Origin of the sequence: Litoribacter populi (assembly GCF_007483685.1) — a bacterium.
In the GTDB taxonomy this organism is placed as follows: Bacteria; Bacteroidota; Bacteroidia; order Cytophagales; family Cyclobacteriaceae; genus Litoribacter; species Litoribacter populi.
In genome coordinates this window covers 564,668-579,168 of record NZ_VMKN01000001.1, presented here as the reverse complement: position 1 = coordinate 579,168, position 14,501 = coordinate 564,668, and the positions used below count along the sequence as shown (strand labels likewise).

At 41.3% G+C, this 14,501-nt stretch carries 12 protein-coding genes and 1 pseudogene; 3 read left to right on the top strand and 10 right to left on the bottom strand.

Annotation, left to right across the window (positions count from 1 at the left end; all coding sequences use genetic code 11):
* Window positions 1-771: a DUF4382 domain-containing protein gene (locus tag FPL27_RS02335; protein ID WP_143959563.1), complete on the bottom strand. Its 771-nt coding sequence runs from the start codon at window positions 769-771 to the stop codon at window positions 1-3.
* A 130-nt stretch (window positions 772-901) separates the two neighbouring features.
* Complete coding sequence (locus FPL27_RS02330) at window positions 902-1,735, bottom strand: DUF4382 domain-containing protein (RefSeq protein ID WP_143959562.1); 834 nt, start codon at window positions 1,733-1,735, stop codon at window positions 902-904.
* A 98-nt stretch (window positions 1,736-1,833) separates the two neighbouring features.
* On the opposite strand from FPL27_RS02330, the gene dgt reads away from it, so the two are divergent.
* From dgt to FPL27_RS02315, 3 genes are all read left to right on the top strand, one after another.
* Window positions 1,834-3,183, top strand: a complete 1,350-nt coding sequence (gene dgt, locus FPL27_RS02325; protein ID WP_143959561.1) for a dGTP triphosphohydrolase — start codon at window positions 1,834-1,836, stop codon at window positions 3,181-3,183.
* 392 nt (window positions 3,184-3,575) lie between these two features.
* The gene (ileS, locus tag FPL27_RS02320) at window positions 3,576-6,962 is read left to right on the top strand and encodes an isoleucine--tRNA ligase (protein WP_143959560.1); all 3,387 of its coding nucleotides are present in this window, start codon (window positions 3,576-3,578) and stop codon (window positions 6,960-6,962) included.
* A 71-nt stretch (window positions 6,963-7,033) separates the two neighbouring features.
* A complete protein-coding gene (locus FPL27_RS02315) occupies window positions 7,034-7,675 on the top strand; it encodes a lipoprotein signal peptidase (protein ID WP_143959559.1) in 642 nt (213 codons plus the stop codon).
* A 258-nt stretch (window positions 7,676-7,933) separates the two neighbouring features.
* On the opposite strand, the pseudogene FPL27_RS20255 reads toward FPL27_RS02315, so the two are convergent.
* From FPL27_RS20255 to FPL27_RS02280, 8 genes and pseudogenes are all read right to left on the bottom strand, one after another.
* Window positions 7,934-8,168 (bottom strand): annotated as a pseudogene (locus tag FPL27_RS20255) (bifunctional phosphoribosylaminoimidazolecarboxamide formyltransferase/IMP cyclohydrolase); the annotation flags it as partial.
* Window positions 8,169-8,241: 73 nt separating this feature from the next.
* Entirely contained in the window at window positions 8,242-8,574 is a 333-nt protein-coding gene (locus FPL27_RS02310) for a hypothetical protein (RefSeq protein WP_143959558.1), read from the bottom strand.
* Between the two features lie 8 nt (window positions 8,575-8,582).
* Entirely contained in the window at window positions 8,583-9,746 is a 1,164-nt protein-coding gene (locus tag FPL27_RS02305) for a 6-bladed beta-propeller (protein ID WP_143959557.1), read from the bottom strand.
* 808 nt (window positions 9,747-10,554) lie between these two features.
* Window positions 10,555-12,081, bottom strand: coding sequence for a bifunctional phosphoribosylaminoimidazolecarboxamide formyltransferase/IMP cyclohydrolase (purH, locus tag FPL27_RS02300; RefSeq protein ID WP_143959556.1), 1,527 nt, complete (start codon window positions 12,079-12,081; stop codon window positions 10,555-10,557).
* 167 nt (window positions 12,082-12,248) lie between these two features.
* Window positions 12,249-12,806, bottom strand: a complete 558-nt coding sequence (gene purN / locus FPL27_RS02295) for a phosphoribosylglycinamide formyltransferase (RefSeq protein WP_143959555.1) — start codon at window positions 12,804-12,806, stop codon at window positions 12,249-12,251.
* A gap of 67 nt (window positions 12,807-12,873) precedes the next feature.
* The gene (locus tag FPL27_RS02290) at window positions 12,874-13,134 is read right to left on the bottom strand and encodes a Txe/YoeB family addiction module toxin (RefSeq protein ID WP_143959554.1); all 261 of its coding nucleotides are present in this window, start codon (window positions 13,132-13,134) and stop codon (window positions 12,874-12,876) included.
* On the bottom strand, window positions 13,131-13,388 hold the full coding sequence (locus tag FPL27_RS02285; RefSeq protein ID WP_143959553.1) for a type II toxin-antitoxin system Phd/YefM family antitoxin: 258 nt from the start codon (window positions 13,386-13,388) through the stop codon (window positions 13,131-13,133). Before FPL27_RS02285 ends, FPL27_RS02290 begins: the two co-directional genes overlap by 4 nt.
* 193 nt (window positions 13,389-13,581) lie before the next feature.
* Window positions 13,582-14,454 carry a geranylgeranylglycerol-phosphate geranylgeranyltransferase gene (locus FPL27_RS02280; RefSeq protein ID WP_143959552.1) on the bottom strand — a complete coding sequence of 291 codons (873 nt, stop codon included), beginning with the start codon at window positions 14,452-14,454 and terminating at the stop codon, window positions 13,582-13,584.
* Window positions 14,455-14,501: the final 47 nt, after the last annotated feature.

Below are 14,501 nucleotides of genomic sequence, written 5' to 3'. Positions count from 1 at the left end.
TCATGGACCAAGCACTCTTAGGTCAATATTACCTATTTGGTTGACGGTGTCGGTCCGGATGGGGATGTTGATCAGGGTATCTGCAAATCCTGACCTAGGTTGGATCAACAGCTGATAGTCCCCAGCATTCAATCCACGGAAGTAAAACTGTCCGTTGGCAAAATTAGTCATCGTGCCAACTGTATCGCCATCCTGGATAGCATAAATATAGGGAGCTGCCTGTGCAGGAAGAATGGTTCCACTAAGGATACCCATCCCACGGCTTGAAAATGCTCTGCCTATCGGGTCAAACACAAATTCATTGGCTGCCCTTCTAACCGATCGACTCATATCCAAATCCACGTAATAATCGTAACTGTTTCCTCCATCAATTGTAAAATCTACTGGGAATGTAAACCTTCTGGAATCAGCGGTAAGATATTGCATATTTGTTCTTTGCCCAGCACGAATAACGTAAAGTTCCTCTCCCAAAATCAAAATTACTTCAGTCATTTGCCCTGCTGGCACCTTTTTCCTACCCACTAAAAGGGAATTGTCGGCGACTAAAGCGCTTACGTTGACTTTTTTATCAGCAGTCACATATTCTAGAAAATGAGTAGTTCCATTCACAACAATTTCAGCTCCGAGCACCTCTACCCATGCCTGGTCAAAATCCCCTGGGGCATCGATCAAAAAGATATTCATCAAGCCATCAACCCGTTCCTCATCCTGGCCACAACCAGTCAGAAGAATGGAAACAAATAAGGCTGCTATTAATATTTTTAGTTTCATCTCTTCAATTCCACGCTAATAGTGTTATCAAACTTAGGAAGGTTTCCTTATTTAGACAAATATGGAGACCCTACAACACAAAAAACCCGGCTAAAGTTAACCGGGTTTCATAATTTATGTATTTCCTTGCTTATTCCTCTGGTGCTGCTTCCAACTCCAATTCGAGCTCTCCAAGATCGGCAACCTCACCTCTGCTTGCGGCCACTTCCGTAAGAACTTTCGAAGCATAGGGCGCTTGGGGATGAATATCAACTTGATAAGCACCATTAGCCAATCCTCTTAACATGAATACACCATTGTGATCAGTAAAAGTGCTCACGGTGTCCTGATCCAGAATTCCATGCACCAATACCGGCTCTTCACTGGCATCTATTGGCAACACTTTCCCTCTGATAGTTGCCGATTCTTCGGTGATCACTCTAATGACTGGCTTCAAAATATGCTGCCCAGAGTTACCAGCTCGTACAATAGAACGGTCCGCATCAAAATCCAACATCATGTCATACTGGATCCCCGCCTGCAAATCTTTATTCACTTGTAGCTTCAAACCACTCTGCTGAGCACTTGGGGTAGTTAAATCAAATCTTTCACCATCGATAACAATATAATTATTGTCGCCCAACAGTAACCTGATCTGGGAAAGTCTACCTGCCGGCACTTCCTCCGAACCAATATAAAGAATCTGATCACCCACCAAAGTCAATAAATCCACTTGTCTGTCATCTCTATCCGGCGTGTATGGAATGGAAATCCATGCAGAACCTTCATCTTCACTTCTTCCGTTTGGCAGTACCTCCACACCCACCACTTCAATCCACACCTCGTCATAATCAGCCGGGGCGTCCACTAAGGAAATGTTCAACATGGCGTTTCCATTGAAACGGTCCTCATCTTGGGCACAAGAAGCTGCCATAATCAATACTGCCAAGCCCAAAAACACACTCTTAAAACTAATTTTACTCATAATTGTAATTTTTTAGAACAAATTGTGCTTTCGCAAGTTTCGTGCCCCATAATACCATTAGAAGCATGAGATATTAAAAGAGTTGTTTATTTTTGAATATGATGAAATGGGAGAATTTACTGAAGCCGGGCCGTTTCGACCTGAAGGACAAACAAGTAGCAACGCTGGATAACTCCAGAAGTGAGTTTGAGCGGGACTATGATAGGATCATTTTCTCTGCACCTTTCCGAAATCTTCAGGATAAAACACAAGTTTTCCCTCTGCCCGAGCATGATTTTGTCCATACCCGTCTAACCCATAGTCTGGAAGTTTCCAGCGTGGGAAGATCCCTTGGGAAAATCGCTGGGGAATATCTGATTTCTACATACCCAGAACTTACCGATCAAGGTATCACATCTGCTGATATAGGAGCAATCGTGGCTGCGGCCGCACTTACCCATGACATTGGCAACCCACCTTTCGGCCACTCCGGCGAAGATGCCATTTCGGATTTCTTCAAGTTTCATAAAGAAGGTCAACGCTGGAAAGTTCACTTAAACTCTGATCAATGGGAGGACATGGTGAAGTTTGAAGGAAATGCACAAGGATTCCGAATGCTGACTGCCAAAAACAGCGGGCTGAAAATTAGCTTTGCAACCCTAGCGGCCTTTACAAAATATCCGCGGCCGGCAATGCTGCAAAGCCCTGACAAAGAAAGACGCAGCCATAAAAAATTCGGCTTCTTCACCGACCAAAAGGAACACTATGGCGTATTAGCGGAAAGTCTCGGCTTGGAAAAGTCAGCGGAAGGTGTCTGGATGAGACATCCCCTAGCTTTTCTAGTAGAAGCAGCCGATGACATCTGTTACAGCATTATAGACCTGGAGGACGGGTGCACACTGGGACTTGTTAGCCTTGAGGAAAGCATCAGCCTGTTTGCAGCAATCCTTGGCGAAAGGTTTTCCCAAGAAAAACTCAACGAATACAAAACCACCGGGCAAAAACTCGCCATCCTGCGAGCCATGACTATCAACAAACTGGTATCCGAAGCTTCCAACGCATTTATAGAGAAAGAAAAGGAAATACTAGATGGAAGCTTTGATCAAGCCCTCACCGATTATATCCCGTCCGCAAAAGCTTTGGCGGTGATTTCGCGTATTTCTATTAAGAAAATATATAGAAGCAAACCTGTATTGGAGAAGGAAGCCGCAGGTTTTCAAGTTTTGGAAGGCCTGCTGACCGTCTTTTCCAAAGCTCTATTTCACAAATATTATAAGCCTGAGCTTTATTCCGGGCAAGACAAGAGCATCCTCAGGCTTTTGCCTGAAGATATGGACCTTGATGCTTTCGATGGTCAGGATGCCTATGCAATTTTGCGAGCCTTGATCGATTTCATTTCAGGAATGACCGACAAATACGCCCTTTCCTTGTATAGAAAAGTAAAAGGAATAGCGCTTCCAGGAGCCTAAGGAGGCAAATTCTGTTTATCAATCTTAAATCTATTGAAGCAATATGATATCCCCAAACCTGTAAAATGGCTTTGAGGGATTGTTGAAAATATCCCTCATCATGTGCTTTTGGCTTCCATACAGACAGTATTTGAAGGGTGATTGGTCCATAATTATATTTTATACCAATAGGTATAATACCATTTGGTATAATTCCTATTGGTATGATCAAAGGCACTATTTTCCTATTGGATTCATAATCTTCATTTTTCCCTTTTTAAACTCCCATATAACCCCCAAAAACCCTAACTTTGTGCCTGCTTTTGAAAGGATTAGGGAATTGTACCTATCCTTAAGGTGTTGAAATGTGGAAGTTACCTTCCCGAACCTATTGACATAGAAAAGAAACCAACGTGAAAAAATATCAGGAGTACAAGCAAGTAGATTATCCCGGCATAGGGGAAAGTGTATTGAAGTTTTGGAAAGAAAACGACATTTTCAAAAAATCTGTGGCCAACCGCGAAGGCGCCGAGACCTTTACTTTCTTTGAAGGCCCCCCTTCAGCCAATGGTACCCCGGGTATCCATCACGTGATGGCCAGAACCCTCAAAGATATTTTCTGCAGATACAAAACCCTCCAAGGCTTTCAGGTAAAGCGTAAAGGCGGTTGGGATACTCATGGTCTTCCAGTAGAGCTTCAAGTTGAGAAAGAGCTTGGGATCACCAAAGAGGATATCGGCAAGAAAATCTCCGTCGAGGAATACAACAAAAAGTGTAAGGAAACGGTGATGAGATTTAAGGACGAGTGGGACCAGATGACCGAGCAGATCGGTTATTGGGTAGACTTGGACGACCCTTATATCACCTTTGATCCAAAATATATAGAAACCTTATGGAGTCTTTTGAAAAGACTTTATGATAAAGATTTGCTTTACAAAGGCTACACCATCCAGCCTTTCTCCCCAGCAGCGGGTACAGGATTGAGTTCACACGAACTTAACCAGCCGGGTTGCTACCGTGACGTGAAGGATACTTCCATCACGGCCCAGTTTAAGGTGAAAGGAGAAGATAGCGCCTACATCCTGGCTTGGACCACCACACCTTGGACTCTACCGTCAAACTCCGCGTTGGCCATTGGTGAAAAGCTAGATTACGTAAAAGTAAAAACGTTCAACCCATACACCTTTGAAGCAGAAACGGTAATCCTGGCCAAAGCCAGAATGAGCTCCTACTTCAATTCCAAAGCTAAGGATATCCAGATTGAAGATTATAAGCCTGGAGACAAACTTATCCCTTACCATGTAGAAGAGGAGGTGAAAGGCTCTGACTTACTTGGGTTAGAATACGAACCGCTTTTCCCAATTGAAGGAATAAAGTTGCCACACCCTGCCTACACCGTTATTTCTGGAGACTATGTAACTACAGAGGACGGTACAGGTATCGTTCACTTGGCCAAAGCTTTTGGTGCAGATGACTTCAGAACTCTAGAGCAAAACAATATCCCGGGCGTTTTTGTAAAGGACGAAAACGGAACGGACCTTCCGGTGGTGGATAAGCAGGGTAAGTTTCTTCCAGTTATTGGAGAGTACCTGGCTTCTAAAATGAAGGAACACAACATCGCAGCCCATAAAGAATTTGGAGCTGATGATTTCTATGTGAAAAATTACACAAAGGATGATGAGAATGTCGCCGATTACAAGAACACCGACATTGTCATTTCCATCATTCTTAAAAATGAAAACAAGGCCTTCAGGGTAGAGAAATACGAGCACAGTTACCCGCACTGCTGGAGAACTGACATGCCAATCCTTTATTATCCTATGGAAAGCTGGTTTGTGAAGACCACCGCTTACAAGGACAAATTGGTAGAACTCAACAAAACCATCAACTGGATGCCGGAATCCACCGGGATCGGTAGATTTGGCAACTGGCTGGAGAACTTAGTGGATTGGAACCTGAGCCGCTCCAGGTTCTGGGGAACCCCATTACCTATCTGGAGAACAGAGGATGGAACAGAGGAAAAATGCATCGGCTCCATTGATGAGCTGAATGCGGAAATCCAAAAATCCATCGAGAAAGGGTTCATGACTGGTTCACCTTTCCCCGATGGGCAGGCAGACCTTCACCGTCCTTATGTGGATGACGTGATCATGGTTTCCTCTACGGGAGAAAAAATGTTCCGTGAGCCGGACTTGATCGACGTTTGGTTCGACTCTGGGGCCATGCCTTATGCGCAGTGGCATTATCCATTTGAGAATGAAGATATTTTCAAAGCCAATTACCCTGCTGATTATATCGCAGAGGGTGTTGACCAGACAAGAGGATGGTTCTTTACCCTTCATGCTCTTGCCGTGATGCTTTTTGACAGCGTGGCTTTCAAAAACGTTATCGCCAATGGTTTGGTACTGGACAAAAACGGCAATAAAATGTCCAAACGCCTTGGCAATGCCGTTGATCCATTCAAAACTTTGAAGGAATTTGGTCCTGACGCCTTGCGCTGGTACATGCTTTCCAATGCAAATCCTTGGGACAACCTGAAATTCAACCTTGACGGTGTGGGTGAGGTACAGAGACGTTTCTTTGGAACCCTTCAAAACACCTATAATTTCTTTGCACTTTACGCCAACTTGGACTCCTTCACTTATGTGGAAGCCAATAAAATCCCTGTAGCGGAAAGACCTGAACTGGATCAGTGGATCATTTCCAGACTGCAATCTTTAATCGAAGAGGTTGAAAACAGCATGAATGCCTACGATGCCACCAGAGCGATTCGGGCTATCATGAACTTTACCGTGGATCAATTGTCCAACTGGTATGTGAGGTTGGCAAGAAAGCGGTTCTGGAGAGGGGAACTTAATACCGACAAGCAGGGAGCGTATGAGACTTTATATGAATGTTTGAGCACTCTTTCACAGTTGATGTCCTCTTTCGCACCATTCTATTCAGACTGGTTGTTCAGAAACCTAACTGAAGGAGCTCGTGAAGCAGGGCAGGAAATCCCCGAATCTATCCATTTGACTGAGTGGAAAGGTGCTGACAGCTCTTTGATCAATGAAGATCTGCTACAAAGCATGCAATTGGCCCAAGATATCTGTTCTTTGGTGCATAGTCTGCGTAAGAAGGAAAAGATGAAGGTAAGACAGCCTTTGCAGAAAATACTGGTTCCTATCCTGGCTGAGAAGACCAGAACGCAGATCCAGCATGTGGAAGAACTCATCAAGGCTGAGGTGAACATCAAGCATATCGAATACATCGATGACACTTCTGGGATTTTGGTAAAAAATGTTAAACCTAATTTTGCCAAACTCGGCAAGCAGTTCGGTCCAAAAATGAAGCTAGTGGCAGCAGCCATTGGCAAATGGGGTAAAGACCAAATCGCTGAAGTGGAGAAAAATGGCGCCATCTTTATTGACTTGGATGGAGAGCAGGTTACCTTGACTCTGGAAGATGTTCTAATCACTTCTGAAGATATCCCAGGCTGGTCAGTAGCAACAGAAAACGGCGTTACAGTTGCTTTAGATGTAACTTTGACCGACGAGTTGAAGCAAGAAGGTATCGCCAGGGACCTAGTCAACAGGATCCAGAACCTCAGAAAAGACATGGGACTGGAAGTACAGGATAAGATCAATATCAAAGTCGCCAAGCATGATGAGAATGTCAACTTGGCTTTGGAAAACTTTTCCAAATACATCCAAGAGGAAACTCAGGCGCTCTCTCTGAGCGTGAATGGCAACCTTGAGGAGGGAACCATTTTGGATATGGATGACTTTGAGTTAACAGTTAAGGTGGAAAAGGCTTAGGACTTTTCCACTTTTATAAAATAAAAAAGTATATTGGCCCTGCATCCCTGAGAAGCAAGCAAAGAGATCATATGAAGTATTTAAAATATTTTGGCATTGCCTTATTGGTGATCATCATCGACCAGGCGTCCAAACTTCTGGTGCACACCCAAATGGATTTTGGAACCCCGGGCCAGATCAAAGTAATCGGCGATTGGTTTAAGCTTCATTACACCACCAATCCCGGGATGGCCTTTGGCATGCAGCTGGGCTCCGAATACGGCAAACTCATTCTGACCAGTTTCAGATTGATAGCCATGTTTGGTATTGGGTACTACCTTTATTATCTGATCAGCAAAAAAGCACATGTAGGCTATATTGTCTGCATAGCTATGATCTTAGGCGGAGCTATCGGCAACCTAATTGACAGTATATTTTACGGAGTTTTGCTTCAAAACGCCCCCTACAATGCTCCTTCACCTTGGTTTCACGGCCAAGTAGTAGACATGTTTTACATCGATATCTGGGAAGGTTTCCTTCCCGAATGGGTCCCGATTTGGGGAGGCAGCTATACCGCGCTATGGCCAATCTTCAATGTGGCGGATGCAGCTATCTTTGTTGGAGTAGCCATAATTCTAATCTTCCAAACCAGATTCTTCGAGCATGAAAAAGCGCAGGCAGAAAGAGAAGTCGAAGAAGATGAAGTGCAAAAACAGTTTTTGAAAGAGTCTTAAGAAACATTCAAACCTCAGCAAACGCTGAGGTTTTTTTATTGGAAAAATTAATAACCGCGGAGCCTCAGAGTACACAGAGATTAATATGCTAGATTGGGGCCACCACATGATTCTCTCTCAGCGACCATAGCTCTTCTCCTTTTGCTATTCACTATGACCAAATCTGTGCTGCTCTATGACCTTTATTTTGGCATAAAAAAAAACACCCCAGTCTCCCTAGGTGCTTTTCTAAACTAACTCATATATTGAGGATGCTCTTTAATGCTTGAAATGTCTCACTCCAGTCAACACCATGCTCATACAGGGTTGGTCGCAGAAGTCAATGCTGTCTTGGTCCTTAATGGATCCCCGGGCTGCACACTGAGGAAATCCCCTATTTAGCTATATCCACAGAGTCAGAGAAAGGAAGAAGGCATCCCAAGTCAGACCCTCCCTTCAGCTCAAATCCAAACTCCTTGACCTTGGCTACTGCCTGTTTCAAAGTATCCACTCGGACCAACACCTTGCACACAATTGATCGCTGATGCCTATGAAGCTATTTTTAATTAACTAAATTCATGAATAACCTATTCACATTCTTTAAAACCAAACGCACTTTTTGAATTAATCCGTAAATCTTTAAATACAACTACACAAGTGTATTCACTATTAAAATCATATGTAGAAGACGCATTACCCACTTCCTTTACTTCGGCTTTAATCTGCAAAACAGAAACTTTTCCGCTCTCCAAATAAGTGGCATAAGGCAAGTCAATTAGCAATCCAAGTTTTTCTGCGTTTTTAATTTTCTCCTCAAGTTCCTCTTTTGTGGTGTTTGAATCAATCCTAACCTCATGAAAAGGTTCATTAGTAGATTTATAACTGAATATTAAACTAAACAATACAACAATTAGTTTCATAATTAAAATTAATTATTTATTTTATATTTGACAAAAACCGGGTTTGCATTAGCCTGTATATGTTCATAGATTTGTTTAACTGAAGAAGTTTTAGGATAATTGATTATCCTGTCAATATCCATACCCCCAAAATCCCCTTCAGTGAAATAACCGTAAAAATAACCGTCTCTATGAATTTTAGGCCAAGGTATAATATCTTGATCCTCCAAAAGATTCATCGGATTATGAACAGCAGTTGTATTATTTGTTTTATTATAAAGAATTCCTTTTGGTGTTTTCTTATCCCAATAATGAGCAAATAAATATTTCTCAGTTTCTATTGGGCTGTTTAATCCCCACTTAAATTTTTCTACAAGTATAGGTGAAAAAGGAGAAATATGTACATTCTCAAATCCCTCTTTATCGACTCTATCTTTACCAAAGTTATATACATATTTCGGCATCATACTTTGCTCGTCAACCTCATATATGGTATCATTAAGAAATTCAGTAAAAAGGAAACCATTCAAATTTGGCTGAATATTTCCATGAATTCTATTATGGTAGCGAGTTTCTCCGACGTTTATTTCAAAGGGCATGTATTTATTTTCCAATTCAAAATGCTCATTTACCACCATAAGATTAAAAAAAAGACTATCAGGCTGTAAATCAAAAGCATGAAGATTTGCGTAACTTAAAAAATGTTCTCCATTTTTATAGAATGTATCAAATTTAAATGGAAGTGAGGTATGCATGTGGTAATCATAGTTCTCATCTAAAAAGAGTAAATTATTTTTATCATCCAAAATTATTAATTGCCCATCATTATCAAGAGCAAAATACTTTACTTTACTTGAAATCAATTCATCGGAACTAATTTCCTCTATTTTCCTTCTAAAATCTCCTTCAATATCGAAAATTAACAGGTATTTTGAACCATTAGATCTTGAACACAAAAGATATATATTCTGAGAGGTGATCTCTGTTTTAATAATCATACTAACCAGGCTTTCGGCGCCTGCATACTGAAGAGGAATTAACTCATATTCAGAAACCATTTCAATCAGCTTATTCCCATCATCCTTCAGGTTATGGACATTTATAAGTGTATACCCCAATTGCTCCCCATTTTTATCACTGCAGCTAAGGGTAAAAATAAATAATATTAACAAAAACCTTAATTTAATCATCATAGAATTATATAATAAAGACAATAGAATATTTTTTTTTATTGGCCGAAACAATTTGTTTCGGCCAATAATATAAATCTACTCTTGTTCACAACTAGCTGTAGCTCCAGTAGGACCTGAATTACAACAGGAATAATAACCTTCTTTACATGAAATACTTGCCGTTGAGGAGGTTCCGCCACCAGAACCTGCTACTGAACCCTCCACGGAGTAGGATGAAGAACAACTATCAGAGCCAGGCCCTCCTGAATCACATGACTTCATCAACACAGAATCGCTGGCAAATGAAAGGTTTAAAAGCATTATAAAAAAAAATGCTGCGAAAGAAAATTTAATTTTAGACATATCTAAAATATTAAATAGAAAATCTCTACTCTGTTATAAGCTTTTCGAGTTCCGCTTTACTAAACTTTAGCCGCTAACTTTAGTTACGGAAAACTAAAAAAAAAAAAATTATACGCAAAATAAATCTCACAAAATTTTCTAAGCTCATCATGAGTGGTAAATACCTGACTCCTAAATATTGTTTAATGAAGAATAATAAATTAATTGAAATAATCAAGAATGAGAAGTTAGGCAAAATATTGCACTTTTCATATATCATTATGATAATCAATCAGTTAAATCTAAATTTTGAACTTAAATATTGATTGTACCCTTATGAGGATCATATCAAGATAAGGAATTGGTTAGTAATAATACTGAACCTAAATTCTCAGTACAAAGATGGCGAACAAAGCCTTGATTGATAAAAAAACACCCCAGTCTCCCGAGGTGCTTTTCTAACTAACTCATATATTGAGGATGCTCTTTAATGCTTGAAATGTCTCACTCCAGTCAGCACCATGCTCATACCGGCTTGGTCGCAGAAGTCGATGCTGTCTTGGTCCTTAATGGATCCGCCTGGCTGCACCACTGAGGAAATCCCCTCTTTGGAAGCTATCTCCACGCAGTCTGGGAATGGGAAGAAGGCATCAGATGCCATTACCGCTCCATTCAGATCAAAGCCGAAATGCTTGGCTTTTTCAATTGCTTGCTTTAAAGCATCAACCCTGGAAGTCTGCCCTACTCCACTGGCAAACATCTGATTGTGGTTGCTAAGGATGATGGTGTTGGATTTAGTGTGTTTACAAACTTTGGCCGCGAATACTAAAGCATCTTTCTCTTCCTCAGAAGGGGCTTTTTTGGTCACTACCTTGAAATCTTCTTTAGTCTCGGTCTGAAGGTCCTTATCCTGCTCAATAATTCCATTCAGCAAGGTTTTAATCTGCTTGGTTCCCTGAAGGTTCATCTTCTGTTGAAGCAAGATTCGATTCTTTTTACCCATCAGTACTTCCAAAGCATCTTGGTCAAATTCTGGGGCAATCAAAACTTCAAAGAAAAGGCTATGCATTTCTTCAGCAGCGGCTTTATCCACTTTTTGGTTGGTAATCAATACCCCCCCAAAAGCTGACAATGTATCTGCAGCAAAGGCTTTTTTGTAAGCATCCTGCACAGAAGAACCAGTGGCAATTCCACAGGCATTTGTATGCTTAAGGATTGCAAAGGCGGTTTCTCCTTCAAACTCAGCAATTAAGTTTACCGCTGCATCCACATCAACTAGGTTGTTGTAGGAAAGCTCCTTACCGTTAAGTTGGTCAAACAAGTCTTCCAACTTGCCGTAGAAGTGTGCCTTTTGGTGCGGGTTTTCCCCATATCTCAAAGCTTTTGCATTGGATTCGGAAACTTTCAGAGAAGGGATTTCCTCTGTTTGGTTGAAATAGTTGAATATGTGGGTATCGTAATTGGAAGATACTTTAAACGCTTGGGCAGCAAAGTATTTTCTATCCTCCAGAGTGGTTCCGCCACCATTGGCTTTTAGCCTTTCCTCCAATTCACCATATTGGTCTTTGGAGGCGATTATGGTCACGTCTTGGAAGTTTTTAGCGGCCGCTCTGATAAGAGAGATACCTCCAATGTCTATTTTTTCAATAATATCTGCATCAGTGGCACCGGATGCGACTGTTTCCTCAAAAGGATAAAGATCCACGATAACAAGATCGATTGGAGGAATTCCATATTCGGCTGCCTGATCCTTATCACCCTCATTGTCTCTTCTGTGAAGTATGCCTCCAAAAACCATGGGATGCAATGTCTTTACCCTACCGCCAAAAATGGAGGGATAACCTGTCAGGTCCTCCACGGCCGTAACCTTGGCTCCCTGCTCTTCGATAAACTTTTGGGTACCTCCCGTGGAATAGATCTTCACCCCCTGCTCTTTGAGCAAAGCCACGATAGGCTCAAGGTTGTCCTTGTAAAAAACGGAAATGAGTGCGGATTGGATTTTCTTTACAGCCATGTTTCTTTATTTTACCGCAAAGTGACGAAGAAAACTTAGTCGAGCGGTCTTTTTTTATTATGAATAGAAAATAACTTAACGCAAAGGAATAAAATTGGACCAAGCCCACTTTTTCTCTGAGCCTCTGCAGTTAAATTTTAATTTGCAAAGGTAAAAAAACCAACTCATTAAAGCAGGCTTTCTATGACTTTCGGGAAATATTTGTGTTCTAATGCGTGTACCTTATTAGCTATATCCTCGGGGCTGTCTTCTTCAGTCACTTCCACGTTTTCCTGGAAGATCACCCTACCCTCATCGTAGCGCTCATTGACATAATGAATGGTGATGCCAGTTTCCTTCTCCCCCTTTTCTTTCACCGCTTCATGCACCTTCATCCCATACATGCCTTTGCCACCATATTTGGGCAACAAGGCCGGATGGATGTTGATAATCTGATCAGGGAAATCCTGGATCAGTTGGTCGGGGATTTTCAATAAAAAGCCTGCAAGCACAATTAAGTCTATATGCATTTTGGCCAGCTGATCGCCTACCAACCCTTCCTCCAAGTCAGGTTTGCCAAAATCAAAAGTCGGAATGCCGTATTTTTTGGCCCTTTCCAATACGAAAGCATCTTTTTTATTGGAGGCCACCACAGCCACCTTGGCCTTTTCGCTATTCTGGAAATACTGTATAATCTTTTCGGCATTGGTGCCGCTGCCGGAAGCAAGAATGGCTATTTTTTTCAAAACTTTAGGGTAAAAAGGTTAGGTAGGCAAAAGTAAGAAAATAGACTCAGGAATTTAGGAATGGTTATTACAAATCATAGTGAAACTTACAAGCATAAATTAGAACCTCATCAGTTTGCACTTGGTACATTAACCGATGCTCCCTTTCTATGCGTCTGGACCAAAAACCAGCCAATTCATATTTTAAAGGTTCTGGCTTCCCTATCCCCTCATATGGATCTCTAATGATTGCCTTGATTAACTCATTAATCTTTTTGAGACTTTTTCTATCGTCTTTTTGCCATGAAACATAGTCTTCCCAAGCATTCTCAGTAAAAACTATTCTCATTTATCATCAATAAGTTTTTTCTCAAAAGACTTCCCTGTCTTCATCTGCTCGATTGATTCAAACAACCTTTTAGCATTTGCCTGAGAGCTGAGAAGATGAAGGGTTTCCATTATCGAGTTATATTCTTCCAATGAAATAATAACTGCACCTTTACCAGTCCCTCTTTTTAAGATCAAAGTCTCTTTATCTTCTTCAACCCGATCCAAATAGTCTTTCATATTTGAACGAAATTCCGAATAATTTGCAGCTATCATAAAATAAAAGTTAAGTACTTAATAACGTACTCTCTAAAACGTACAAGACCTTCTCAAGGTTGAGAACATTTAAAAACCCTTCCTAATTAAATTAAAGAAGCGCATAGAATTTGTAAAATTCACTTCTTTTTTTACCCATTGCGAAACTCCGCGTCCTTTGCGGTTAATTCTTATGTGCTCACTTTGTTATTTTTCACAAAAATGCCATACTCAATATCCCCGTCAACATCAGAATCTTCGCCAACAGGCTGAGCTGGGTGAAATGCCTCTTCCTATCCGCATAGTAAATTCGGTACATGAAGTAAAAAAACAGGATGCTAAGCCCTCCAAAGTAGATATAGAGCAAATCACTCCCAACCTTGAATGTCACTACCAAAATTGACAACACAAATAGCCCCGCAATAGCAAAGATTACCTTCTTGGTAGCCCTAAATCCGATCACGATTGGCAGAGTCCGGCACCCATGCTTTCTGTCCCCCTGTCTGTCTTCAATATCCTTGATAATCTCCCGGATCAGGTTAATGAAAAAAGCAAAGATGGCGTAGGTGAGTACATAAAGCTTGGTAGTTTGGTAATAGTATCCAATTATCCAGATGGCCATCCCTCCCAGCAAAGCCACGGTTAGGTTACCGATAAAAGGCATTCTTTTCAAGGTGTTGCTGTATAGCCAAAGTACAAAGGCCGCAAAGAAATTAATCAAGGCAATCCTTGGACCCACCAAGAAGCCAATGCCGATACCCGTGAAGTTGAAAATGGTGTGTAAGATCATTACCATCCTTCGCCGCATTCCCCGTCCAACCACCACAGCATCGGGACGGTTGACATAATCAATCTTCACATCATAGTAATCGTTGATCATGTAACCGGACGCGGTAAGCAGAACGGTGGATAAAATAATAAGATAGAGGTTGTAATCCTGAAGAATGGGCAATCCTAAGCGGGTCTCTTCAATCAGGAAAAATGCCGTCATCAGCTGGGCTAGAGCCACAATCAACAAGTTGGCAGGCCTGATGATCTTCCAAAATGCCTCCATGGTAAACTTCTTCGCCCTTCGCTGTACTTTCATACCCGTAAATTACAAAAAACCATATTTGAATCAGGTGTTTACAAAAA

What these genes read in the sequence shown, in the direction of transcription:
- FPL27_RS02330 (WP_143959562.1), bottom strand. Translation starts at nt 1,735, where the DNA reads ATGAGTAAAATTAGTTTTAAGAGTGTGTTTTTGGGCTTGGCAGTATTG.
- FPL27_RS02315 (WP_143959559.1), top strand. Translation starts at nt 7,034, where the DNA reads ATGAAGTATTTAAAATATTTTGGCATTGCCTTATTGGTGATCATCATC.
- FPL27_RS02335 (WP_143959563.1), bottom strand. Translation starts at nt 771, where the DNA reads ATGAAACTAAAAATATTAATAGCAGCCTTATTTGTTTCCATTCTTCTG.
- FPL27_RS02285 (WP_143959553.1), bottom strand. Translation starts at nt 13,388, where the DNA reads ATGATAGCTGCAAATTATTCGGAATTTCGTTCAAATATGAAAGACTAT.
- FPL27_RS02280 (WP_143959552.1), bottom strand. Translation starts at nt 14,454, where the DNA reads ATGAAAGTACAGCGAAGGGCGAAGAAGTTTACCATGGAGGCATTTTGG.
- FPL27_RS02305 (WP_143959557.1), bottom strand. Translation starts at nt 9,746, where the DNA reads ATGATGATTAAATTAAGGTTTTTGTTAATATTATTTATTTTTACCCTT.
- FPL27_RS02290 (WP_143959554.1), bottom strand. Translation starts at nt 13,134, where the DNA reads ATGAGAATAGTTTTTACTGAGAATGCTTGGGAAGACTATGTTTCATGG.
- FPL27_RS02310 (WP_143959558.1), bottom strand. Translation starts at nt 8,574, where the DNA reads ATGAAACTAATTGTTGTATTGTTTAGTTTAATATTCAGTTATAAATCT.
- dgt (WP_143959561.1), top strand. Translation starts at nt 1,834, where the DNA reads ATGATGAAATGGGAGAATTTACTGAAGCCGGGCCGTTTCGACCTGAAG.
- purH (WP_143959556.1), bottom strand. Translation starts at nt 12,081, where the DNA reads ATGGCTGTAAAGAAAATCCAATCCGCACTCATTTCCGTTTTTTACAAG.